Source organism: Streptomyces sp. MGP-BFMKR1 (assembly GCF_057766585.1).
In genome coordinates this window covers 4822775-4846500 of sequence record NZ_CM173408.1, presented here as the reverse complement: position 1 = coordinate 4846500, position 23726 = coordinate 4822775, and the positions used below count along the sequence as shown (strand labels likewise).

Here is a 23726-nt window from a genome sequence, read left to right as displayed (position 1 = left end):
GCCCGCAGTAGCCTGAGCACCGGCCGGGGCGGGGCCCGGTGGGCGGTCCGTACGGGAGCGAGGTGCGCGACCGTACGGGAGCGGGTGCGCGGCCCGTACGGGAGCGGGGCGCGCGGGCCCGCGCGAGGCTCGGGAGCGGGACGCGCGGGCCGCAGGAGGCCCGGGGCGGGCTTCCGGCGGGGCGTGGACGGGGAAAACAGGGGGCGGGGAACGTGGACCCAACGGTCATCGGCACGCGGCTGGCGTCGAGCGCGATCGTGCCCATCATCAGGAAGCTGTTCGTGGCCCAGGGGCCGGGCGCCGGCCTGGTGGATCGGCCGGTACGCGTCTCGGGGCTGGTCTCCTTCCGCGGCGAAAAGCGCACCCTCACCGACGCTGACCTGCACAGACTCGCGGCCGAGCTGGTCCGCCGCACCGTACGCGCCGCCGGCCCGCACGAGCGCCCGGTGCCCGCCGCCGAGGAGCGGGCCGTCGTGGACGCGCTGGCCCGCACCCTGCACGGCCTGGGCGACCTCACGATCAGCGACGTCGAGGCCGTACGACACGGCCCGGACGGCCTCGCGCGGCGGCTCCGCGAGGCCGCCGCCAGCGGCCCCGGCTCCGCCCCCTCCGCGCACCTGAGCGCCGACGCCACCGCCCTCCACGACACCGTCCTGGAGACCGCCTGCCTGCACATGCTGCACTTCTTCACGCAGCGTTCCAGCTTCGTCGCGCACACCCTGGTGCGGCAGAGCGAGCAGTTGTCCGAGCTGGTGGCCAAGGTGGACGCGCTGATCGAGCGCAACCCCACGCACGCGGCGACCGACGTGCGCTTCGAGGAGCGGTACGCGCGCTACGTCACCCGCAAGCACGGCACCCTCACCATCTACGGCATCGACCTCACGGCGTCACCCGACCGCTGGCCGCTGGACGCCACGTACCTGAGCCTCCAGGCCACGCGCTCGGCCACCACCCGCCGCGAGGCCAATCGCCAGGCCATCACGCGATCCCTGAGCTACCGCCTCGACCCCGACGAGGTGGCCCCCGAGGCCGAGCCGGAGGAGCCGTACACCCCCGAGCTGCCGCTCCCCGCCGACCAGGCCCTGGCCGACCGGGACCGGGTGCTGGTGCGCGGCGTGGCGGGCTCCGGCAAGACGACGCTGGTGCAGTGGCTGGCGGTGGTCGCGGCCCGCCGGCAGTACGACGACCGCCTGGTCCACCTCTACGGCCGCGTCCCCTTCGTCCTCCCGCTGCGCACCCTGACCCGTGGCGGGGAGCGGCTGCCCACGCCCGGCCGGTTCCTGTCCGCCGTCGGCTGCCCGATCGCCGACGCGCAGCCCGAGGGCTGGGCGGACCGGGTGCTGGCCGACGGCCGTGGCCTGGTCCTCGTCGACGGCATCGACGAGATCCCCGAGGGCGAGCGCGAGCAGACCCGTCGCTGGCTGCGCGACCTGCTCGACGCGTACCCGGACAACCTGTACCTCGTCACCTCCCGCCCCTCCGCCGTCCGCGAGGACTGGCTGGGCCAGGAGGGCTTCGACGAACTCACGCTGTCGCCGATGGGCCGCGACGAGGTGGCCGCGTTCATCGACCGCTGGCACACCGCCGCCCGCGACGGCGCCTCCGACGAGGTCGCGGACCGCCTCGACGCGTACGAGCGGTCCCTGCTCACCGCCGTCCGCACCAAGCAGGACCTCGGCCGGCTGGCCACCAACCCGCTCATGTGCGGCCTCATCTGCGCCCTGCACCGCGACCGCCGCGGGTACCTGCCACACGGCCGCAAGGAGCTGTACGACGCGGCCCTGTCCATGCTCCTCGCCCGGCGCGACCGGGAGCGCGACATGAGCGGCCCGTACGGCATCGAGCTGCACGAGGAACCGCAGGTCCAGCTCCTGCAACGGCTCGCCTACTGGCTCATCCGCAACGGCCGCACCGAACTGGACCGCGACCGCGCCGAGCGCATCATCGCCGAGGCCCTGCCCGCGGTCCCGGCCGCCGCCGCCCAGGGCGACGCACAGGCGATCTTCCGCCACCTCCTCCACCGCAGCGGCCTCCTCCGCGCCCCCGGCCCGAACGCCGTGGACTTCGTCCACCGCACCTTCCAGGACTACCTGGGCGCCAAGCGCGCGGTCGAGGAGTGGGACATCGGCCTCCTCATCGACCACGCGGCCGACGACCAGTGGGAGGACGTCATCCGCATGTCGGTGGCGCACGCGCGCCCGCGCGAACGGGCCGAGCTGCTCCGGGAGTTGGTCCGGCGCGGCGACGAGGCGGTCGACGCACGCACCCGCATGCGCGTCCACCTGCTGGCACTGGCCTGCCTGGAGCACGCGACGGAGGTCGACCCGGGCGTACGGGGCGAGGTGGAGGAACGTACGGCCCGGCTGATCCCGCCCGCCACCAACGCGGCGGCGCGGCAACTGGCCGAGGTCGGGCCGCTGGTGCTCGAACTGCTACCGGGGCCGGACGGCCTGTCGGAACGGGAGGCCACCCGCGTCGCCACCACCGCCTCCCACATCGACTCCGACGCCGCCATGGCGACACTGGCCCGGTTCAGGGACCACGACTCGATCTCCGTACGCTCCCAACTCGTCTGGGCCTGGCACCGGTACGACACCCAGCGCTACGCGGACGAGGTCATCGCCCACCTCAAGCCGGAGGGGCTGTACTACGTGGCGACCTCGGCCGAGGAGTTGCGCGCGCTGGACGCGCTGGGCGGCCGGCCCAAGCTGGAGACGCGCGGCGACGTGGACCCGGAGGCGGTGGCCTGGTACGTACGCCGCCACCAGCTCACCCACCTGCGGATGCGAGGCAACAACCTGCTGGACGACCTGGGGTTCCTGGCCGGGCAGCGCGAGCTGGACAGCATCGACCTCCAGGACTGCCCATCCGTCCGTGATCTGGGACCCGTTGGCGCGCTGACGTCGCTGGAACTCCTCGTCCTCGGGCTGCTTTCCGCGCAGGCGGAGGTTGACCTGAGCCCGCTCCGCTCGCTGCCCCGCCTGCACTCGCTCGACATCAAGCGGCCGTGGGGCACGGCGTGGCACCTGGCTCGGTGGCCGCTGGACGCCCCACTGCGCGCCCTGAACCTCTCGATGCTCTCCCGGGCCGCCGACGGCATCGCCGACGTGCGACGGTGGACCCTGCTACGGCAGTTGGTGCTCGGCCAGAACAGCCCGGAAAGCGCCGCCGAGTGGGACGCGGTCCGCTCCCTCGGCCACCTGGAGTACCTGGACGTCACGGTCCACTCGCTGACCCTCCTGGAACCGCGCCACGTCCTGCCCACGGTCCACCGACTCGCCGTGGACCCCGCCCACCACGGCGAGCCCTTCTTCGACGCCCGCGCCCTGACCGTGCTGCCCACGTCCTTCCCGGAACTCCGCTGGCTGGACCTGAGCAACGCCTTCGTGCCGACCTCGGGACTCGACCTCACCCCCCTCGCCGACCTCCCGCACCTCACCACCCTCCACCTCCCGCCGGGCACCCGCCTCACCGGCGCCGAAGCCCTCCGCCCCGACCTCCTGCCGCCCGGGTACGGCTCATGACCGCCCCGGCGCCGGCCACCGGCCCGAGCCCCGGCCCCCGCCCGGCCCCCACCGCGAGCGAGTCCCCCACCATCGCCAACCTCCGCGACGACCTCCAACGCCTCGGCATAGCCCGCCCCTTAGCCGCCCCCCTACGAGTCGTGCTGCGGGTCAACCACCTGTACTACCTCGGCGCCTCCCGCGCCCTGCGCGTCGTCGCCATCGTGGGCGGCCTGCTCGGCACCTGCGGCCTGGTGGCCCTCGCCGTACCGCTGGCCCGCAAGGCCGACGAAGGCGGGCCGCACGAGATGTACGACGAGGAGCCCCTTGGCCCTCACGGTGGCACTCCCGCCTCCGTCAACGGCTCGGCCGCCTTGTTTCTCATCTTCCTCGTCGGCACGATCCTGGTGCTGTTGCTGCACTCCGTCCCCGCGCTCAACAGGCAGGTCAGGCTCGGCCGGGAGCAGGCGCCCGTGGTGGTGATCGCCCGCGCCATCCACGCCTGCGCCCAGACGTACCGCACCCGTGGCCAGCGCCAGGCCCACCAGCGCCGGCGACTCGCACGGCGGTTGGCCCGCGTCGCCACCGAGATACAGGGGATGCACCGGGCCCGCCGCTCGCTGCCGGCCGCCCTCCCGCGCTACCGGCACCGCCGCCGCCGGATCAAGCAGCACCAGCGCACGGTGGTCGGCGCGCTCCAGGAGGCCGAGTACCGGATCGACAGCGACGGCGACGCGGCCCTGCCCGACATCGCGGACCTGCTCCTGACCATCGCCGAGCGGTACACGGCCGGCCGCATCGGGGCGCTGCTCGACGAGAAGCAGTTGGCCGGCGTACAACCGATCCCCGACCGCGAGGTCTGGCGCGTGGTGACCGCCGTCGTACTGTCCATGGCCGCCTCGTTCGCGGTCGCGCTGATCGGCCTGCCGGACGACGCGGTCGGCCCGGTCATCGTCGGCGTCTCGATCCTGGCCTTCGTCCTCGTCTACGGCCGCGACGTACGCCGCGCCCTCGACATCCTCGGCGTCCTGCACGGCCCGTGACCACCGGGCGCCCCTGCCCCACCGGTACGGGTCCCGGCACCCGCCCCGTACCCTCGTCCGCCCCGCCCCCGCCCCGCGAACCACCACGCCCCGCGCCCGCGTCCTCCTCCCCGAGCGCCACCCGCCCACGACCCAACACCCGCCATTGGAACGCCGTCGCATCCGGGGGGAACCGGTAACCATGGAGCCAACCGTCGCCGCGCTACGACTCGCCTCCGGCCTCGTCGCGCCGATCGTGAGGAAGCTGTTCGTCACCGAGGGGCCGGGGGCCGGGGTGGTGCGGCGGCCCGTGCGGATCTCCTCGTTGGTCTCCTTCCACGGGGAGCGCCGCACGCTCGGCGAGGACGGACTGGACGGCCTGGCCGGTACGTTGGTGGCGCGGGCGCTGGAGTCGGCCGGGCCGGGCGAGCGGCCGGTGGCCGTCGACGAGGAGCGCGCCGTCGCCGACGCGCTGGCGCGCACGCTGGGCGCACTCGGCACCATCGAGCTGGACGACGCGGCGGCCGTACGCCTCGGGCACCGGGACTTCGCCCTGCGGCTGGCCGAGGCCGCCCCGTACGCGACGCGCGGCCTGACCCGGGACGGCGAGCGGTTCCACGCCGCCCTGCTCGACACCGTCTGCCTGCACATCCTGCACTTCCTCACCCAGCGCTCCCCCTTCGTGGCCACCACGCTCGCCGCGCGGACCCGGGAGTTGGCCGAGACCAGGGCGCGGGTCGACGAGTTGGCGCGGCGCGCTCCGCGCCACTCGGCCGAGGACGCCGCCTTCGAGGAGCGGTACGCGCGCGACGTCATCACCAGCCACAACCACCTCACCATCTACGGCATCGACCTGGCCCACTCCCCCGACAGGTGGTCGCTGGACGCGGCGTACCTGAGCCTGGAGGTGGAGTTCGGGCAGCGCGAGGCGGCCGGCGCGACCAGCGCTGCCGGTGAGCCGGCCGGCGAGCAGGGGGCGGCGGGCCCGCGCTCCGTGCTCCCCGCCGAGCAGGCGCTCGCCGGCCGGCAGCGCGTGCTGTTGCGCGGCCTCGCGGGGTCCGGCAAGACCACGCTCGTGCAGCGGCTCGCGGTCGCCGTCGCCCGTGGCCAGTTACCCGACTCGCTGCGCGCGCTGCGCGGCCGGGTCCCCTTCGTACTGCCCGTACGCCGCTTCACCCGCGGCCACGGCACCCGCGACGGCTTCCCGCCGCCGGACGGGTTCCTGGCCGCCGTGCGCTACCCGCGCGCCGGCGCGCAGCCGGCGGGCTGGGCGGAGCGGGTGATGGCCGACGGCCGGGCGCTGCTGCTCGTGGACGGCGTGGACGAGGCGCCCGAGGACGACCGCGACCGGCTCCGGCACGCGATGCGCGGCCTCCTCGCGCGCTACCCCGACACCGTCTGGCTGGTCACCTCGCGCCCGTCGGCCGTACGCGAGAACTGGCTCACCGCCGAGGGGTTCACGGAACTGCGCCTCGCACCGCTCAGCCGCGAGGGCGTCGCCGCGTTCATCCAGCGCTGGCACGCCGCGGCCCGCGAGGACGCCACCGACCTGGACCGGATCGACCACTACGAGCAGACGCTGCTCGCCGCCGTCCGCACCACCCGCGAACTGGGCCGGCTGGCCACCAACCCGCTGATGTGCGGCCTGATCTGCGCCCTGCACCGGGACCGCCGCGGCTATCTGCCCCGGGGCCGCAGGGCGCTGTACGACGCGGCCCTGTCCATGCTCCTTGAACGGCGCGACCGCGAGCGCGACATGCACACCACCGACGGCATCGACCTCACCCAGGAACCCAAGGTGCAGCTCCTACAGAAGCTCGCGCACTGGATGCTGGTCAACGGCCGCTCCGAGATGGACCGCGGCGTCGCCGTCGACACCCTCGCCCAGCACCTGCCCGCCATACCGCACGCGGCCGAACAGGGCGGGCCCGAGGACATCTACCGGCACCTGCTCAACCGGACCGGGCTGCTCCGCGAGCCCACGCCCGGCAGCGTCGACTTCGTCCACCGCACCTTCCAGGACTACCTCAGCGCCCGCGCGGCCGTGGAACGCCACGACTTCGACTTCCTCATCCACCACGCCCACCTGGACGACTGGGAGGAGGTCGTCCGCATGGCGGTGGCCCTGGCCAGGCCCGACGAGTGCGCCTACCTCCTGGAGGGGCTGCTCGCGCCGCGCAAGGGGGCCCGACCGGTCGAGGCCAGGCACCGCAAGCTGCTGGCCGCCGCCTGCCTGGAACACGCCACCGAGCTGGACCCGGGCGTACGCGCCCGCGTGCACCGCTACACCCGCGACCTGATGCGCCCAACCTCCCTCGAAGGCGCTCGCGCGCTGGGGTGGATCGGGGCGATCGTGCTGGAGATGCTTCCCGACCCGGCCCACGTGTCGGACACCGAGGCCCACCAGTTGGCCGTGACCGCCACCTCGGTGGCCGACGACCGTGCCATCGGCTACCTCACCCGGCTACGCGACCGCGCCTCGTGGCAGGTGCGCTCCCAACTGGCCGGCGCCTGGCGGCATTACGACACCGACCGCTACGCCGACGAGATCATCGCCCACCTCGACCTGACGGAACTGGAGTTCCCGGTCTCCAGCCTGGAGGAGTTGCACGCGCTGCGCCGGCTCGGCGGGCGCCCGTGCGTGCAGATCACCGGCCAGCTCACGCCGGCCCAGCTCGTGGACGGCCTGGTGCCCGAGTCGCTGACGTACCTGTGGCTCACCCACGCCCCCGCCGACGAGCGGATGGACTGGCTCGGCGCCTTCCCCCGGCTCCGCACCCTCCAGGTCCCGCGTGAGGCCCACGTGACGGCCGTGCCGGAGGGCGTGCACGTCATCCACGAGTGAGCCGGGGCTACGCGGAGGGCGCGAGCCGCGAGCCGCGAGCCACGAGCGAGCCGCGGGCCAGGGGCCGCCGGGAGCTGAGCGGCTGGGCGGCCGGGCGGCTCGGAGGCGGCCCGGACCCGGGAGAGGGCCGGGCCGGGAACCGGCCCGGCGGCACGCCTCCGGGCGGCACGCGAAAGCCCGCCCCGGGTCCGCCGAAGCGGGCCCGGGGCGGGCTGGGTGCCGGGTGACCGGCGACTGCTTACGCGTCCTTCGTCAGGTTCGGGCCGCCGCCCGCCGCCGACTCGATCGGAGGAGTGTCGGGCAGGGCCGTCTTCTCCTCGCCGCGGAAGGTGAACTTCTTCGCCTCACCCTCGCCCTCGACGCCGACGACCACGATGTGACCGGAGCGCAGCTCGCCGAAGAGGATCTTCTCCGACAGCATGTCCTCGATCTCCCGCTGGATCGTCCGGCGCAGCGGCCGGGCGCCGAGGACCGGGTCGTAACCCCACTTGGCCAGCAGCGCCTTGGCCTCCGCGTCGAGCTCCAGGCCCATGTCGCGGTCCTTCAGACGCTCGTCCACCTTGGCGACCATGAGGTCGACGATCTGGATGATGTCTTCCTCGGTGAGCTGGTGGAAGACCACGGTGTCATCGACACGGTTGAGGAACTCCGGCCGGAAGTGCTGCTTGAGCTCCTCGTTGACCTTGTTCTTCATCCGCTCGTACCCGGTGCGGACGTCACCCGCGGCGGCGAAGCCGAGGTTGAAGCCCTTGGAGATGTCCCGGGTGCCGAGGTTGGTCGTCATGATGATGACCGTGTTCTTGAAGTCCACGACCCGGCCCTGGGAGTCGGTCAGTCGACCGTCCTCCAGGATCTGCAACAGCGAGTTGAAGATGTCCGGGTGGGCCTTCTCGACCTCGTCGAAGAGGACGACCGAGAACGGCTTGCGGCGCACCTTCTCGGTGAGCTGACCGCCCTCCTCGTACCCCACGTAGCCGGGGGGCGAACCGAACAGCCGGGAAACCGTGTGCTTCTCGCTGAACTCCGACATGTCGAGCGAGATGAGCGCGTCCTCGTCACCGAAGAGGAACTCGGCGAGGGTCTTGCTCAGCTCCGTCTTACCGACACCGGACGGACCGGCGAAGATGAACGAACCGCCGGGACGCTTCGGGTCCTTGAGGCCCGCCCGCGTACGCCGGATGGCCTGCGAGAGCGCCTTGATGGCGTCCTTCTGCCCGATGACGCGCTTGTGCAGCTCGTCTTCCATGCGCAGCAGCCGGGAGGACTCCTCCTCGGTGAGCTTGAAGACCGGAATGCCGGTGGCGGTCGCGAGGACCTCGGCGATCAGCTCCTCGTCCACCTCGGCGACGACGTCCATGTCGCCGGCCTTCCATTCCTTCTCGCGCTTCGCCTTCGCGGCCAGGAGCTGCTTCTCCTTGTCGCGCAGCCCGGCGGCCATCTCGAAGTCCTGCGAATCGATCGCGGACTCCTTCTCGCGGCGCACGTCGGCGATCTTCTCGTCGAATTCGCGGAGGTCCGGCGGAGCGGTCATCCGGCGAATGCGCATCCGGGAGCCGGCCTCGTCAATGAGGTCGATGGCCTTGTCCGGCAGGAAGCGGTCGGAGATGTAGCGGTCGGCGAGCTGGGCCGCGGCCACCAGGGCGGCGTCGGTAATGGAAACGCGGTGGTGCGCCTCGTACCGGTCGCGCAGGCCCTTGAGGATCTCGATGGTGTGCGGCAGCGACGGCTCCGCGACCTGGATCGGCTGGAAACGGCGCTCAAGGGCCGCGTCCTTCTCCAGGTGCTTGCGGTACTCGTCGAGCGTGGTGGCACCAATGGTCTGGAGCTCGCCACGGGCCAGCATCGGCTTGAGAATGCTGGCGGCGTCAATCGCGCCCTCGGCCGCGCCGGCACCCACCAGGGTGTGCAGCTCGTCGATGAACAGAATGATGTCGCCGCGCGTGCGAATCTCCTTGAGCACCTTCTTCAGGCGCTCTTCGAAGTCACCGCGGTAACGGGAACCGGCGACCAGCGCACCCAGGTCCAGGGTGTACAGGTGCTTGTCCTTGAGCGTCTCGGGCACCTCGCCCTTGACGATGGCCTGCGCCAGCCCCTCGACGACCGCCGTCTTACCGACGCCGGGCTCACCGATGAGGACCGGGTTGTTCTTGGTGCGGCGCGAAAGCACCTGCATGACCCGCTCGATCTCCTTCTCGCGCCCGATGACCGGGTCGAGCTTGGATTCGCGGGCGGCCTGCGTCAGGTTGCGACCGAACTGGTCCAGGACCAGGGACGTCGAAGGCGTGCCTTCGGCGGGGCCGCCGGCCGTGGCGGCCTCCTTGCCACCGGAGTAGCCGGAAAGCAGTTGGATGACCTGCTGCCGGACCCGGTTCAGGTCGGCCCCGAGCTTCACGAGGACCTGGGCGGCGACGCCCTCACCCTCGCGGATCAGGCCGAGCAGGATGTGCTCCGTGCCGATGTAGTTGTGCCCGAGCTGAAGGGCTTCGCGGAGCGAGAGCTCCAGCACCTTCTTGGCACGGGGGGTGAAGGGGATGTGGCCGGACGGGGCCTGCTGGCCCTGACCGATGATCTCCTCCACCTGCTGCCGGACCGCCTCGAGCGAAATCCCGAGGCTCTCCAGGGCCTTAGCGGCGACACCCTCACCCTCGTGGATCAGGCCCAGGAGGATGTGCTCGGTGCCGATGTAGTTGTGGTTGAGCATCCGGGCTTCTTCCTGAGCCAGGACGACAACCCGCCGCGCGCGGTCGGTGAACCTCTCGAACATCGTTAATCGCTCCTCAGAGCGGTCAGAAAGATCGGGGACGATCCCCTCCCTGTCCTTCCGCAGCTTAGTCCCGCAAGCAGGGACCGCTCATTCCAACTGCCGACACCCGGGATCTCCCCCACAAGCGATGGGGAGGGATTCCTGCCCCGAACAGCCGGCACCTGCTCCAACCCGATGGTGCGAGACGATGTTCCCGCAGGCCAAGCTTCTACGCACACCGCCACTACGCCGATGGCGAACGCGCGGTCGTCCCGGCCGCCGGGCCGCCCCTTCCCACTAGGTCTGTCTTACCCTCACGCACTGACACTCCATGCCGCGCGACCCGGTTCCATCCGCTACGGGCGAACAACCTCGCGCCTCCGCGAAGCCTCGATCGCCGCTCGCGCACCCCGCGCCGCGCACAGAAAGCGACTCCATGTCAACCGAGCGTAACCCCTCGCTCCCCCGACGGGTTGCCCCGGACATGGCTTCCCACGACCGGACAGCGGCGGCACCCGCCCCGCCGCGCACCCCCCGCGCGCCCCGTACGACACCGGGCGCGCGCGTGCCCTGGCGTGCGGTACGCGAGTGGTACGAGCACGAGTTGGGCTGGCCGACGGCCCCGGCATGCGAGGGCCCGGTCGAGTTGCTGACCGGGCTCTGTTTCGACGTTCTGGTGCTGCCCGCCGACGCGGGCGCCGCGGTGCTCGACCGCGTGTCGCGCACCGGCCCCGTGGCCGTTCACGGGCCCACGATGTACTTCCTCGTCGCCCCCGGCGGCGCCGAGGAGCTGCCCGGGCTGCTCGACTGGTGGGACTGGGGCGGCGTGCCGCTGGAGCTGACCGCGCTCGGCGCGGGTGGCCGCATGGCCGCCCCCGTCCCCGCGCCCCTCGGCGGCCGGGGCTCGCCGGAGGCCGCCACCTGGGTGCGACCCCCGAACCCCGAGCGCGGGACGAGCGGGGCGTTGCCGTCCCTCGGCCTCCGGTGCGGGGAGGGAGCCCGAGGGGCCCACGGCCTTCCCGACGGTGCGGGAAAAGACGGCTTTCGGGGCGACGCCGACGCTCCGGACCTGGTCCGACTGGTCAGCGCCGCGGCGACGGAGTGCCACCGGGCCCGACTGCTGCGGTGCGTGCGGCGTGATGCTGACGGCCGGACTCAGCCGTTGGCCTTCTCGTACGCCTCACGCACGGTGGCGGGCACGCGACCGCGGTCGTTGACCTCGTAACCGTTCTCCTTCGCCCAGGCACGGATCTTCGCCGTGTCCTGGCTGCTGCTCGCGCCCGCGCGCACGCGCCCGCGACCACCCGCGGCACGGCCACCGGTGCGACGGCCGCTCTTGGTGTACGGCTCCAGAGCGGAGCGAAGCTTGTCGGCGTTAGCCGTGGTGAGGTCGATCTCGTACGTCTTGCCATCCAGCGCGAACGTCACGGTCTCGTCAGCCTCGCCACCGTCGAGGTCATCTACAAGAAGGACCTGAACCTTCTGTGCCATTGAGGATTCCTTTCACGGATAAGGGATTACGAGGCATTAGCAAACCGCTTTTCCCGAGAAAACACAAACCCCCAGCGAAGGTTCGGCTACGCATCCGCGTGGGAACACTCCGTTGCGGAGCTATGTGATAGGTGAGCGATTCGGACATAGAGGCCCGCGATCACAGTTGCAGAAGCATCCGACTGTTGCCAAGGGTGTTCGGCTTCACCCGTTCGAGGCCAAGGAACTCAGCGACGCCCTCGTCATAGGAACGGAGCAGCTCGCTGTAGACATCGCCGTCCACCGGCGTCTCCCCGATCTCTACGAAGCCATGCTTGCCGAAGAACTCGACTTCGAAGGTGAGGCAGAAAATTCGCCGAACGCCGAGCCATCGCGCCGTCTGCAACAGCTTGTCCAGTACTTGGTGTCCGATGCCGCAGCCGGACAGCTCCGGATGCACGGCCAGAGTGCGCACCTCGGCCAGGTCTTCCCACATCACGTGGAGCGCGCCGCAGCCAATGACCTCGCCGTCCTCGTCCCGCTCCGCTACCCAGAACTCCTGGATGTCCTCGTAAAGCGTCACGGTCGCTTTGTCGAGCAGGATGCGCTCGCCGACGTACGCGTCGATGAGACGCCGGACGGCGCGAACATCGGAGGTGCGGGCGCGGCGGACGGTGACGGCTTTTGATAGCGGGGACATGGCCGGACGCTATCGCCCTGCTTCACCGCTTGCGCCGTCGGGCTGGTCGAGTTGCACCACCCGCATGGCATCGCGCAGGGCTTCCCGCTGGCCTTCGGACATCATCCCGAAGAAGGCCACGAGCGCCGCGGCGGGGTTGTCACTGGCGGACCACGCCTCGTTCATGAGTGCGGCGGCGTAGGCGGCCCGGGTGGAGACGGCCTCATATCGATAGGCGCGACCTTCTGCTTCCCGCCGCACCCAACCCTTCTGGTGAAGGTTGTCCAATACCGTCATGACGGTCGTGTAGGCGATGGAGCGTTCCCGCTGAAGGTCTTCCAACACTTCTCGGACGGTGACCGGGCGGTTCCACTTCCACACCCGCGTCATGACCGCGTCTTCCAACTCTCCCAATGGCCGAGGCACACTTGAATAATAGTGGGAGATGTCCCATTTGCCCGACTGGGAAGCGGGAAAAAGGGCGCACGTTCCGGCCACTCGGGCCGGCGCATACGCCCGGAGCGGGCCCACCGAGCGTGGCCCCGCGGGGTGAACGGCCACCGCTCGGCCGTGGCCGGGAAACTCCGGCGGCGGCGCGGCGGGACGGAGCGGGCTCAGGCGCCCTGGCCCTCCGGCACGCCGTCCTGCTTGGCCGCGTCGGAGCGCACCAGCGCGGCGTCCACGGCGGCGTCTTCCTTGCTCTTGTTGACGCCACCCTGGCTCTTCACGATCGTCTTGATCAGCGCGATAAAGGCCACGGCCATCACGGCGGGCGGGACCAGCGCGGAGACGTAATCCATGAGTGTCGGCCTCCCTGTGCTTGAGGACCCCAGGTTACGGGGTGCCCCCGGGCCGCCCCGACAGGGGCCGGCACATCCGGCGCGCGGGCCCCGCCCGGCGGCCCGGGCCGCCGGTGCCGCGCGAGGGCCCGCCGGGTGCGCGTGCAGGGCGTACGCCGGGGCGCGGGTCAGGCCGAGCGGGCCGGCAGCAGGGTGGACAGGCGGTCGTCGGCGGGTGGGGCCGGGGACGGTGCGGCGGCGGGGCGCTTGGGCGGGAAGACCTCGCCCGGCGTGGGTACCGGGCGGCGCGGCGTGCTCGGCTCGGGCCCGCCGGGGGGCCGCCTGACCGGTCCGGGCGCCTTGTCCGGGGGCTGGCCCGGGGACGTGCCGGGGGACTTGTCCGGTGACTTTCCCGGGGCCTTGTCGGGGGACTCGTTCGCGGGCCCGTCCGGCGTGTCGCCCGCGCCCGCGCCCGGGTCCGCGGCCCACGGGGCCTGGCCGCGCCGCGGGCGCGGGGCGTGCGGGCGGGCCGCGGCCGGGCCGGCGACGAGCGGCGAGGCGGGCGTCCTGCCGCCCGGCAGGGCGACCAGGCGGGCCCGCACCTCCCTCTCGGCCAGCCACTCGCAGCGGCGCAGCAGGGTGGTGCGCCGGCGCGTCTCGGCCGGGCTCGCCGGGGCGGCGCACAGCGCGCGCAGGGCGACCAGGTCCGCGGCGCACGGCACGTAGCCGGCCGCGACGGCGCCCGTCAGTTGCTCCAGGTAGCTCACGGCCGTGCCGGGCAGGGCGGCCCGGTAGCGGTCGAGTTCGGCCAGCAGGAAGGCGCGGAGCCGGCCGCCCTCCCGCGCCGCCTCGTCCACGTCCTCGGCCAGTCGCAGGAACTCCCGCACCTCCTCGTCCCGGTCCGGCCCCGGCCCGACCCGCTGGCCCGGGGCGAACGGGACCCGCTGCCCGTCCGCGCCGTGGGCGGCGCGTGCGGGGCCGGGGGCGGTGGGGGTGGCCTGGGGGGCGGCGGTGGACGGTTCGAGCGCGAGCGCGAGGGCACGTCGCAGCACGCGCAACTCGTCCGCGCTGAACGCCATACCGCCTCGCGATCCATAGGGCGTGGGCATGGCACGACTTTAAGTGCTAAGCGGACAAATATCGCTCAGTACTCCATACCGGGGCGCGCCTCCGTCGCATGGCCGCTTTCCCCGCACTCCGACCCCGCCCGCGCACGCCCCGCCCGCGCCGGTCCCGCCGTGGGCGGGGGACGCGGGCCGCACGCGCCCCGTACGCCCCGCCGCGCTGCCCGCTTCGACCCGTCTCACCTGCGGCGATTCGATCGGCGGAGCCTGTACGGCGGAGGCGCCCGGCGCGGCCCGCGTTCCGCGCGCGGTGGGTGCGGGCGGTGTTCGTAGAGGGCGTCGAGTGGCCGGATGGCTGGATACGCCCCGCGATACGCCGTAGTTCGCGCCTTCGCGCGCCGTTGTGCGCCTATCGCCGCGTAGTCGTTTCGTAACCCGTTGGCAATCACAGAGTGCAATCGCGGCTTGCAAAATCTGTCATCACCGATCAGATCCGAATAAGGCCGCGCTGAATCGCGCTTATGCGCACGGTTTCCAGCGCGGAGAGAGCGGCCGAGTGAGGACTACGGCAATGGGAGCGGAATTCTCGGTACGGGTACGCGTCGCGTAGCCGGCGAAGTCGCGGGTACTCGCGCGAGATTCGCCGAGTGCCGGTGCCCGGGCGCGGGAGGCGGCGCCGGGGCGCGTGGCCAGGATATGTCCCGGTGGCGGTTCCGATAGGCGGCCCAACCGGAGGCGCGGGCGGGCCCCGGGCCGCGCGGGCGGGCCCGGAGAACGCACACCGTGGGCCCGGGCCGCCCGCCCAGGACCGGACCATTGCGACCACCGGGAAAAGCGCATCCGGAATGCGCCCGCGCGCGCGGCGCGACGCGCGCGCCCGACCGGCCGGCCCGGCTCAGCTCAGGTGCGGGAGACGTTGCGCTCGTACACCAGGCGCAGCCCTATCAGGGTCAGCCAGGGTTCGTGCTCGTCGATGACCGACGCCTCGCCGAGGACCAGCGGCGCCAGGCCGCCGGTGGCGATGACCGTGACGTCGTCGGGGTCGTCGGCCAACTCGCGGGCCATGCGTGCGACGACGCCGTCCACCTGGCCCGCGAAGCCGTACAGGATGCCGGACTGCATCGCCTCGACCGTGTTCTTGCCGATGACGCTGCGCGGCCGGGCCAGTTCGATCTTGCGGAGCTGGGCGCCCTTGACGCCGAGCGCCTCCACCGAGATCTCGATGCCGGGGGCGATGACGCCGCCGACGTACTCGCCGCGCGCGCTGACCGCGTCGAACGTCGTCGCCGTGCCGAAGTCCACGACCACGCACGGCCCTTCGTACAGCTCCACCGCCGCCAGCGCGTTGATGATCCGGTCCGCGCCGACCTCCTTGGGGTGGTCCATCAGGATCGGCACGCCGGTCTTGACGCCCGGCTCCACCAGCACGGCCGGCACGTCGCCGTAGTAGCGGCGGGTGACCTCGCGCAGCTCGTGCAGGACCGAGGGGACGGTGGAACAGATGGCGATGCCGTCGATGCCGTCGCCCAACTCCTCGCCGAGCAGCGGATGCATGCCCATCAGGCCGTGCAGCAACACGGCCAACTCGTCCGCGGTGCGGCGGGCGTCGGTGGAGATGCGCCAGTGCTCGACGATCTCCTCGCCGTCGAACAGGCCGAGGACGGTGTGCGTGTTGCCGGCGTCGATGGTGAGCAGCATCAGCCCTCCTCTCGCAGGTCGAGGCCGATGTCGAGGATGGGCGACGAGTGGGTGAGGGCGCCGACCGCCAGGTAGTCGACGCCGGTTTCCGCGTACGCGCGGGCGCCCGCCAGCGTGAGCCGCCCTGAGGACTCCAGCTTGGCCCGGCCGGCGACCAGGGCGACCGCCTCGCGGGTCTGCTCCGGCGTGAAGTTGTCGAGCAGAATCAGCTCGGCCCCCTCGGCGAGGACCGGCTCGATCTGGTCGAGGCGGTCCACCTCGACCTCGATCGGCAGCCCGGGGAAGGCGTCCCGTACCGCCGTGAACGCCGCCGCGACGCCGCCAGCGGCCACCACGTGGTTGTCCTTGATCAGCGCCGCGTCCGACAGGGACATCCGGTGGTTGACGCCGCCGCCGCAGCGGACCGCGTACTTCTCCAGGGCGCGCAGGCCGGGGGTGGTCTTGCGGGTGTCGCGGACGGCGGCGCCGGTGCCCGCCAGCGCGTCGGCCCAGGCGCGGGTCGCGGTCGCGATGCCGGACAGCCGGCACAGCAGGTTGAGCGCGCTGCGCTCGCCGGTCAGCAGGTCGCGGGTGCGGGTGCGGACGGACAGCAGCTTGTCGCCCGGGGCGACCCGGTCGCCGTCCTTGGCGTGCCGCTCGACCTCGAACGCGTCGGTGCACACCACCGACAGGATCGCCTCGGCGATGCGCAGGCCGGCCACGGTGCCCGCCTCGCGGGCCGTGAAGTCGCCGGTGGCGACCGCGTCCTCGGGGATGGTCGCCACGGTGGTGACGTCCACGCCGCGGTCGAGGTCCTCCTCGATCGCCACGTGCGCGATGTCCTCGACCTGCACCGGGTCGAGCCCGGCCGCGACCAGCAGCGCCGCGAGGTCCGGGTCGAGCCCGCACTCCAGCGGGTCCAGCTCGTACGCGCCGTCGGCGCCGCCGCAGCCGCAGCCGTCGCCGCAGCCGCCGGTCTCCCCCGCTCCCCCGGCGGCTGCGGAACCGCCGGTCTGCGACAGCGGGAGGTCCACTGGGCGCGGGTTGTCGTCGGGAGTGCTCACGGTCACGACTCCTGGGTGGGCTCGTTGGTGCTGACATCGTCGGCGGGGGCGGGGGGCGGGGCGGGCGCGCCCGCGACTGCGGGCGGGCCCTGGGTGGCCGCACGGTCGGGGCCGGGGCCGGTCTCGGGGCCGTGGACGGGCGGGAAGGCCGTGCCGGCCGTGGTGCGGACCGCGAGGGTACGGTCCGGGCGCAGGGTGACCAGCAGGTGCCGGCCCCAGGTGGCGTCGTCCCGGTCCGGGCGGTCCTCGCGCCAGTGGCAGCCCCGGGTCTCGGCGCGCCGCAGCGCGGCGGCCACCAGCACCCGGGCGACCAGCAACAGGTTGGTCGCCTCCCACGTCTCGACGCCCGGCTCCGCGGTCTTGCCGTCGGCCTCCAGCGCCCGCGCGGCCTCCTCGTGCAGGCGGTCGAGCTGCTCGGCGGCCCGGCTCAGGCTCTCCGCCGAGCGCAGCACGCCGGCGCCCGCCGTCATGACGCGCTGCACCGTGAACCGGGCCTCCGGCGCCAGGAGCGGGGTGGCCGCCGGCGCGTCGGCGCGGCCGGGGGCGGGCTCCGGCGCGCCGGCGCGCGCGGTGGCCGGGGCCGGCTCGCGCGGGGCCGGGGCGGTCCGGCCCGGGGCCGTGCCGGGCGCGGTGCTGGCGGCGGCGATCCGCGTGGCGATGTCGGCGGCCATCCGCTCGGCGAAGACCAGACCTTCGAGGAGCGAGTTGGAGGCCAGCCGGTTGGCGCCGTGGACGCCCGTGCAGGCGACCTCTCCGCACGCGTACAGGCCCGCGACCGTCGTACGGCCGCGCAGGTCGGTCCGTACGCCGCCGCTGGCGTGGTGGGCGGCGGGCGCGACCGGGATGGGCTCGGTCACCGGGTCGATGCCGTGCGCGCGGCACGCGGCGAGGATGGTGGGGAAGCGCTGCTCCCACATGGCCGCGCCGAAGTGCCGGGCGTCCAGGTACACGTGGTCGGTGCCGCGTTCGCGCATGCGGCGCATGATGCCCTTGGCGACGATGTCGCGCGGCGCCAGCTCCGCCAGCTCGTGCTGCCCGACCATGAAGCGGGTGCCCTCGTCGTCCACGAGGTACGCGCCCTCGCCGCGCACCGCCTCGGAGACCAGCGGCTGCTGTCCCTCGGCCTCCGGGCCGAGCCAGAGCACCGTCGGGTGGAACTGGACGAACTCCAGGTCCGAGACCTCGGCCCCGGCGCGCAGCGCCAGCGCGACGCCGTCGCCGGTGGAGACGGGCGGGTTGGTGGTGGCCGAGAAGACCTGGCCCATACCGCCGGTGGCCAACACGACCGCGCGCGCCCGCACGGCCCCGACGCCGTCCCGCCGGCCCTCCCCCATGACGTGCAGGGTCACGCCGGCGGCCCGGCCGGCCTCGTCGGTCAGCAGGTCGAGGACCAGGGCGTTCTCGATGGTCTCGATGCGGCCCCCGGTCGGCGCGGTGCCGGGCGCCCCGGGCGTGCCCGCCGCGCGCACGGCGTCCACCAGGGCGCGGGATATCTCCGCCCCGGTCGCGTCGCCGCCCGCGTGCACGATGCGGCGGCGGTGGTGGCCGCCCTCGCGGGTGAGCAGGATCTCGCCGGTGTCGGCGTCGCTGTCGAAGCGGGCTCCGGTGCCGATCAGCCGGTGCACGGCGCCGGGTCCCTCGGTGACCATGGCGCGCACGGCCTGCTGGTCGCAGAGCCCGGCGCCGGCGACGAGCGTGTCGGCCTCGTGCTGCTCGGGCGTGTCCCCCTCGCCCAGCGCCGCGGCCACGCCGCCCTGCGCCCAGCGCGTCGAGCCGTCGTCCAGCCGGGCCTTGGTGACGACGGTGACCGCCGCGCCCGCGGCGGCGCAGCGCAGCGCGACCGTCAGGCCGGCCACGCCGGAGCCGACGACCACCACGTCGGCGTCGATGGCCCACCCGGGCGCGGGCGCGTGCAGCCGCGGGCCGGGCGTGGGCCCACCGGGCGCGTCGGGCGCGCCGGCTTCGCCGGGGGTCGCGGGCACGGCGGGCTCGCCGCGTTCCGTACGCGTCATGGTCTGACTCCCCGCTGCGGGAACTCCAGGCGGACGTTGTCGATGAGCCGGGTGGCGCCGACCCGGGCGGCGACCGCCAACACGGCCTCACCCGTGAAGTCGTCGCCGGCCTCGGTGAAGTCGGCCGGGTCCACCAGGGCCAGGTAGTCCAGGACCAGCGGCGGATCGTGGTCGGCCGCCTCCGCCAACACGGCCCGCGCCGCCTCCCGTACCAGCCGCGGCAGCGGCGTCCCCGAGGCGCCCGGCGCGGCGTCGGTCAGCACGGAGCTGGCCGGCGCGCCCGCCGCGGGTGCGGCGACCGTGGTCGCGTCCGGCGTGGTGACGCCAGACGCGGTGATGTCACCGGCGGGGGCGCCCGTCGTCGGTGCGCTCGGCGCGGGGTCGGCGGGGGCCGGCGTGGGGGCTGCGCTCGCGGCGGCCAGCGCGTCGCGGCCCGCGAACAGGGCCCTGGACAGGGCGAGGGCCGTGGTGCGCTCGGCGGGCGCGAGGTAGCGGTTGCGGCTGGAGAGGGCGAGGCCGTCCGCCTCGCGCACGGTCGGGACGCCGACGACGCGGACCGGGAAGTTCAGGTCGGTGACCATGCGCCGGATCACGGCGAGTTGCTGCGCGTCCTTCTCACCGAAGAACGCCACGTCGGGCCGGGTGAGGTGGAGCAGCTTGGCGACGACCGTGAGCACTCCGTCGAAGTGGCCGGGGCGCGACGCCCCCTCGTACCGCTCGCCCATCGGGCCCGCCGTGACGCGCACCTCGGGCTCGCCGCCCGGGTACACGTCCCGCACGGGCGGCGCGAGGACGATGTCCGCGCCGGCCTCCGCCGCGAGCTCCAGGTCGGCCTCCAGCGTGCGCGGGTAGCGGTCGAGGTCCTCGCCCGCGCCGAACTGGAGCGGGTTCACGAAGACCGTGACCGTGACCAGGCCCTCGTCGCCGACCCGGGCCCGGGCGGCGCGGATCAGCGAGGCGTGGCCCGCGTGCAGCGCGCCCATCGTCATCACCACGGCCGTCCGGCCGGGCGTCGCGTGCGGGGTCAGCGCCTCGTCGTAGTCGCGGACGCTGGTGCACAGCTCCACGTCGGGGCCGCCGGCGCCGGCCTCGCTCCACCGTCGCGGGCTCATCGGCCGCCTCCACTCGTACCGTTCGCACTGCTCGTGCCGTCGCCGCCGGGCGGCCCGTCCTCGTCCTGGTGCGCGAGCACGCCCAACAGGTCCTCGGCCAGCTCCGGCTTGAGCAGGCCGTGCGCGAGCGCGCGGTCGGCCGTCGTACGGGCCATGGCCAGATAGCCGGGCACCACCTGCGGCGCGCGCCGGCGCAACTCGGCCACGTGCGCCGCGACCGTGCCCGCGTCGCCGCGCGCGACCGGGCCGGTCAGCGCGGCGTCGCCGCTGCGCAGCGCGTTGTCCAACGCGGCGCCGAGCAGCGGGCCGAGCATCCGGCCCGGCGCGGCGACGCCCGCCTCCTGGAGCAGCTCCCGGGCCTGGGCGACCAGCGTGACCAGGTGGTTGGCGCCGATGGCCAACGCCGCGTGGTAGAGCGGGCGGGCCTCCTCGGCGATCCACTCCGCCTCGCCGCCCATCTCGATGACCAGCGCCTCGGCGGCCAGCCGCAGCTCCTCGGGCGCGGTGACGCCGAACGAGCAGCCCGCGAGCCGCTCCACGTCCACGGCCGTGCCGGTGAACGTCATCGCCGGGTGCAACGCCAGCGGCAGCGCGCCCGCGCGCAGCGCGGGGTCGAGCACGCCCGTCCCGTACCGCCCCGAGGTGTGCACCAGGAGCTGTCCGGGGCGCACCGCGCCGGTCTCGACCAGGCCCTCGACCAGGCCGGGCAGCACGTCGTCGGGCACCGTGAGCAGCACCAGCTCGGCGCGGGCCAGCACCTCGGCGGGCGACACGAGGGGCACTCCGGGCAGCAGTTCGGCGGCCCGGCGCACCGAGGCGTCGGAGACGCCGGACGCGGCCACCGGGCGGTGCCCGGCCAGTCGCAACGCGGCGGCGAGCGCGGGCCCGACGCGGCCCGCGCCGACGACTCCGACGGTGAGCCGGGCGGGCCTGTCCTGGGGGTCTGGGAGGTGGGGTGGATTCACGGAGCGACGGCCTTCCGTTCCAGTCCGCGAGGGGTACCGGACGATTGAGCGCCATGCTACGCGAGTGCCCGCGACCGTCCCCTGGTGTGCCCGGAGCCTGTGGATAACTCCGCGCGACGCGCCGTCCGACGCCGCCCACACCCTCCCGCGCCCCGCCCCGACCCGGCCCCCTTCCCGCCGCGTTCCCACCACCGCCCCGCCCCCGTTCCCGCCGCCACCGGCCCGCGCGCGGGGCGTACGGAGAGGCCGGGACGTACGGAGAGGGCGGGGCGTACGCGGGAGCTGACGTACGGGGGTGAAACGTACGGGGCGAAACGTACGGGCTACGCGGCTACTCGGCCGGCCGGCGCCGCGCCCCCGCGTCGCACAGGTCGCGCTCCGGGGCCGCCGCGCGGGCGCCCTCCCTGGTGGCGGTGGCCGCGCCGCCGACCGTGCGCCGGGGCGCCGGGCGGGCGGGTTCCGTGCGCACCGGCGCGACCACGGTCGCGGCGGGCGCCGGCGTGCCGGGAGCGGCCGTGCTGCCGCGGCTCGTCGCGGGGTGCAGCCAGCGGGTCAGCGTGGCGCGCGCGGCGCTCAGCAGGCGGGGGGCCAGGCCGACGCCGATCGCGCGCTCCGCGACCACGGCCTGGAACCTGCGGTACTCGCGCACCTCACCCGCCACCCGCCAGTCGTGGCGGCCGGGTGCGGGCGGCGCGGGCACGCCCCGCTGCGCGCTGCGGTAGAGGTCCAGTGCGTACTGCTGCGTGATGTCCATGGCCTCACCCTGCGACAGCCCCGCCGAGCGCGTCGCTTCGATTGACGAAGGCCGTCAAGTGTGCGCTGAGCTGGGCCGCGAACAGTGCACAGTAGGTCTGTGAGCGTCACCATCGACATCGCGGGCCTGCCCCCGGAACGCATCGTCTTCTCCCCCTCGCCCCTGGCGGAACTGGGCGCGGCGCTGCACGCGCTGTCCGAGCCCGCCCACCACCCGGGGCTGCACAACTGGACCACCGCCACCGCCTGCGCGCTCAAGCCCGACCTGGCCGACCGGCTCCAGGAGGCGGACTTCCTGTGGCGCACCACGCGCTCCGACATCCTGCTGCCGCCCGACCCCGGCGCGACCCTGGCCGAGGACCTGGACCGGCTCGACCAGATGCCGGAGGAGGAGTTCGTCACGGCCGCCCTGGAGATCTCCTGCGCGGCCAGCTACGGGCGGGCCCGGCCGAACCCGCTGCACGACCCGTACGAGCGCGACCGCACCCGGGAGCGGGCGGCGGCGCGCGGCCCGTGCCAGGCGGCGTTCGTGGAACGGGTGCTGGCCGACCCGCCCGCCGTACGCGCCTGGCTACGCCGCCTCTTCGAGGACTGTGAGCAGGCGTTCTTCGGGGACACCTGGCAGCGCGTGCGGGTGCAGCTCGCCGCCGACGCCCGGCACAAGGCGGAGGTGCTGCGGCGCAAGGGCCTCGCGGAGGCGCTGGCCACGGTCTCCCCGGCGCTCACCCTCGACGCCGAGCGGCAGCGCATCGTGGCGGACAAGTTGGCGACGGGTCAGACGACCGCGCTGCAACCGGGCGAGCGGGCCGGCATCACCTTCGTACCGACCGCGTTCGGCTGGCCGCACCTGCTGGTCCTGCACGCCCCGGGCTGGAAGCCCGTCGTGCACTACCCGGTGGGCTCCCCGGAGCTGCCGCGCCCGCAGGCGCTCGAGCTGGTGCAGCGGCGGCTGGACGCGGTGTCGCACCCGGTGCGCATGAACCTGTGCCGGACGCTGTCCCGTGGCACGCACACCACCGGCGAGCTGGCCAACGCGCACGGCATCACCGCGCCCGAGGTCTCGCGGCACATATCCGTGCTGAAGAAGGCGGGCCTGCTGACCACCCGCCGGCGCGGCCGGTACGTACTGCACCAACTCGACCTGGCGTCCGTGGCCCGCCTCGGCTCCGACTTCCTGGAGGCCCTGCTGCGCTGACGCGTTGCCGCGCTGACCGGGCCGACCGGTGCGCGGACGCCCGCCACCGCGCGGCCCGCCCGCTCCCGCGCCGCCCGCTCGCCGTACCGGCTACTGCGCCGTGCCGCCCGCGCGCACCAGGCCCGTCTCGTACGCCAGCACCACCACCTGCACCCGGTCCCGCAGGCCGAGCTTGGTCAGGATGCGGCCCACGTGGGTCTTCACGGTCGCCTCGGAGAGGACCAGCCGCGCCGCTATCTCGCCGTTGGACAGGCCCTGGGCGACGAGCATCATCACCTCGCGCTCCCGCTCGGTCAGCTTGCCGATCTCGGAGCGCTCCGCCTCGGCGGCGCCGCTGCTCGGCAGCATCGGCGTGAACCGGTCGAGCAGCCGGCGCGTCGTGCTCGGCGCTACGACCGCGTCGCCGCTGTGCACGGCGCGGATGGCGGTGAGGAGTTCGGCGGGCGGCACGTCCTTGAGCATGAAGCCGCCGGCGCCGGCCTTCAGCGCCGAGAACGCGTACTCGTCCAGGTCGAACGTGGTGAGTATCAGCACCTTGGGCGCGCCCTCGGCGCGACAGATGCGGGCGGTGGCCTCCACCCCGTCCAGGCGCGGCATGCGGACGTCCATCAGCACGACGTCCACCTCGGTGCTCCGCAGCACCTCCAGCGCTTCGAGGCCGTCGCCGGCCTCGGCGACGACGTCCATGTCCGGCTGGGCCGCGAGCACCATGCGGAAGCCGGTCCGCAGCAGGGCCTGGTCATCGACGAGCATCACGCGAATCGGCATCGGTCCGGTTCTCTTTCTTGTGGCGGGGCGGGGTGCGGCTTGGGTTCGTGTGGCGGGGCGAGGCGAGGTGGGTCG

Annotated in this window: 18 protein-coding genes; 5 read left to right on the top strand and 13 right to left on the bottom strand. The window is 73.8% G+C overall.

Annotated features, from left to right (window positions below):
- Positions 1 to 212 precede the first annotated feature (212 nt).
- The 3 genes from AC3CHW_RS18915 to AC3CHW_RS18905 all read left to right on the top strand — a co-directional run bounded on the left by AC3CHW_RS18915 (position 213) and on the right by AC3CHW_RS18905 (position 7370).
- Positions 213 to 3524 (top strand): NACHT domain-containing protein, encoded by a 3312-nt coding sequence (locus AC3CHW_RS18915; RefSeq protein ID WP_488467229.1) that lies wholly within the window; start codon positions 213 to 215, stop codon positions 3522 to 3524.
- On the top strand, positions 3521 to 4546 hold the full coding sequence (locus AC3CHW_RS18910; RefSeq protein ID WP_488467228.1) for a hypothetical protein: 1026 nt from the start codon (positions 3521 to 3523) through the stop codon (positions 4544 to 4546). Before AC3CHW_RS18915 ends, AC3CHW_RS18910 begins: the two co-directional genes overlap by 4 nt.
- A gap of 181 nt (positions 4547 to 4727) precedes the next feature.
- Positions 4728 to 7370 carry an NACHT domain-containing protein gene (locus AC3CHW_RS18905; RefSeq protein ID WP_488467227.1) on the top strand — a complete coding sequence of 881 codons (2643 nt, stop codon included), beginning with the start codon at positions 4728 to 4730 and terminating at the stop codon, positions 7368 to 7370.
- Positions 7371 to 7608: 238 nt separating this feature from the next.
- Here AC3CHW_RS18905 and AC3CHW_RS18900 read toward each other — a convergent pair whose 3' ends face one another.
- On the bottom strand, positions 7609 to 10134 hold the full coding sequence (locus AC3CHW_RS18900; RefSeq protein WP_488467226.1) for an ATP-dependent Clp protease ATP-binding subunit: 2526 nt from the start codon (positions 10132 to 10134) through the stop codon (positions 7609 to 7611).
- Between the two features lie 463 nt (positions 10135 to 10597).
- Here AC3CHW_RS18900 and AC3CHW_RS18895 point away from each other — a divergent pair, with 463 nt between their 5' ends.
- Positions 10598 to 11338, top strand: coding sequence for an SCO3374 family protein (locus AC3CHW_RS18895; RefSeq protein ID WP_488467225.1), 741 nt, complete (start codon positions 10598 to 10600; stop codon positions 11336 to 11338).
- Here the strand turns inward: AC3CHW_RS18895 and AC3CHW_RS18890 are convergent.
- The 11 genes from AC3CHW_RS18890 to AC3CHW_RS18840 form a co-directional block, all read right to left on the bottom strand.
- Entirely contained in the window at positions 11269 to 11604 is a 336-nt protein-coding gene (locus AC3CHW_RS18890; RefSeq protein ID WP_176162477.1) for a histone-like nucleoid-structuring protein Lsr2, read from the bottom strand. The two genes, AC3CHW_RS18895 and AC3CHW_RS18890, sit on opposite strands and share 70 nt — an antisense overlap.
- Positions 11605 to 11764: 160 nt before the next feature.
- Positions 11765 to 12283: an amino-acid N-acetyltransferase gene (locus AC3CHW_RS18885; RefSeq protein WP_383704011.1), complete on the bottom strand. Its 519-nt coding sequence runs from the start codon at positions 12281 to 12283 to the stop codon at positions 11765 to 11767.
- Between the two features lie 9 nt (positions 12284 to 12292).
- Positions 12293 to 12688 carry a BlaI/MecI/CopY family transcriptional regulator gene (locus AC3CHW_RS18880; RefSeq protein ID WP_217197971.1) on the bottom strand — a complete coding sequence of 132 codons (396 nt, stop codon included), beginning with the start codon at positions 12686 to 12688 and terminating at the stop codon, positions 12293 to 12295.
- A 188-nt stretch (positions 12689 to 12876) separates the two neighbouring features.
- Entirely contained in the window at positions 12877 to 13062 is a 186-nt protein-coding gene (locus AC3CHW_RS18875) for a hypothetical protein (protein WP_176162480.1), read from the bottom strand.
- Between the two features lie 167 nt (positions 13063 to 13229).
- Positions 13230 to 14150 carry a hypothetical protein gene (locus tag AC3CHW_RS18870; RefSeq protein WP_488467224.1) on the bottom strand — a complete coding sequence of 307 codons (921 nt, stop codon included), beginning with the start codon at positions 14148 to 14150 and terminating at the stop codon, positions 13230 to 13232.
- An 855-nt stretch (positions 14151 to 15005) separates the two neighbouring features.
- A complete protein-coding gene (locus AC3CHW_RS18865) occupies positions 15006 to 15803 on the bottom strand; it encodes a type III pantothenate kinase (protein WP_176162482.1) in 798 nt (265 codons plus the stop codon).
- Positions 15803 to 16846 (bottom strand): carboxylating nicotinate-nucleotide diphosphorylase, encoded by a 1044-nt coding sequence (gene nadC, locus AC3CHW_RS18860; protein WP_488467223.1) that lies wholly within the window; start codon positions 16844 to 16846, stop codon positions 15803 to 15805. The genes AC3CHW_RS18865 and nadC overlap by 1 nt, the downstream gene beginning before the upstream one ends.
- Before the next feature lie 2 nt (positions 16847 to 16848).
- Positions 16849 to 18858 carry an L-aspartate oxidase gene (locus AC3CHW_RS18855; protein ID WP_488467222.1) on the bottom strand — a complete coding sequence of 670 codons (2010 nt, stop codon included), beginning with the start codon at positions 18856 to 18858 and terminating at the stop codon, positions 16849 to 16851.
- Complete coding sequence (gene panC / locus AC3CHW_RS18850; protein WP_488467221.1) at positions 18855 to 19970, bottom strand: pantoate--beta-alanine ligase; 1116 nt, start codon at positions 19968 to 19970, stop codon at positions 18855 to 18857. Before panC ends, AC3CHW_RS18855 begins: the two co-directional genes overlap by 4 nt.
- The gene (locus AC3CHW_RS18845) at positions 19967 to 20935 is read right to left on the bottom strand and encodes a Rossmann-like and DUF2520 domain-containing protein (protein ID WP_176162486.1); all 969 of its coding nucleotides are present in this window, start codon (positions 20933 to 20935) and stop codon (positions 19967 to 19969) included. The genes panC and AC3CHW_RS18845 overlap by 4 nt, the downstream gene beginning before the upstream one ends.
- Before the next feature lie 331 nt (positions 20936 to 21266).
- On the bottom strand, positions 21267 to 21689 hold the full coding sequence (locus AC3CHW_RS18840; protein WP_488467220.1) for a hypothetical protein: 423 nt from the start codon (positions 21687 to 21689) through the stop codon (positions 21267 to 21269).
- A gap of 99 nt (positions 21690 to 21788) precedes the next feature.
- On the opposite strand from AC3CHW_RS18840, the gene AC3CHW_RS18835 reads away from it, so the two are divergent.
- A complete protein-coding gene (locus AC3CHW_RS18835) occupies positions 21789 to 22883 on the top strand; it encodes a DUF5937 family protein (protein ID WP_176162487.1) in 1095 nt (364 codons plus the stop codon).
- 90 nt (positions 22884 to 22973) lie between these two features.
- On the opposite strand, the gene AC3CHW_RS18830 is transcribed toward AC3CHW_RS18835, so the two are convergent.
- A complete protein-coding gene (locus AC3CHW_RS18830) occupies positions 22974 to 23651 on the bottom strand; it encodes a response regulator (protein WP_176162488.1) in 678 nt (225 codons plus the stop codon).
- Positions 23652 to 23726: the final 75 nt, after the last annotated feature.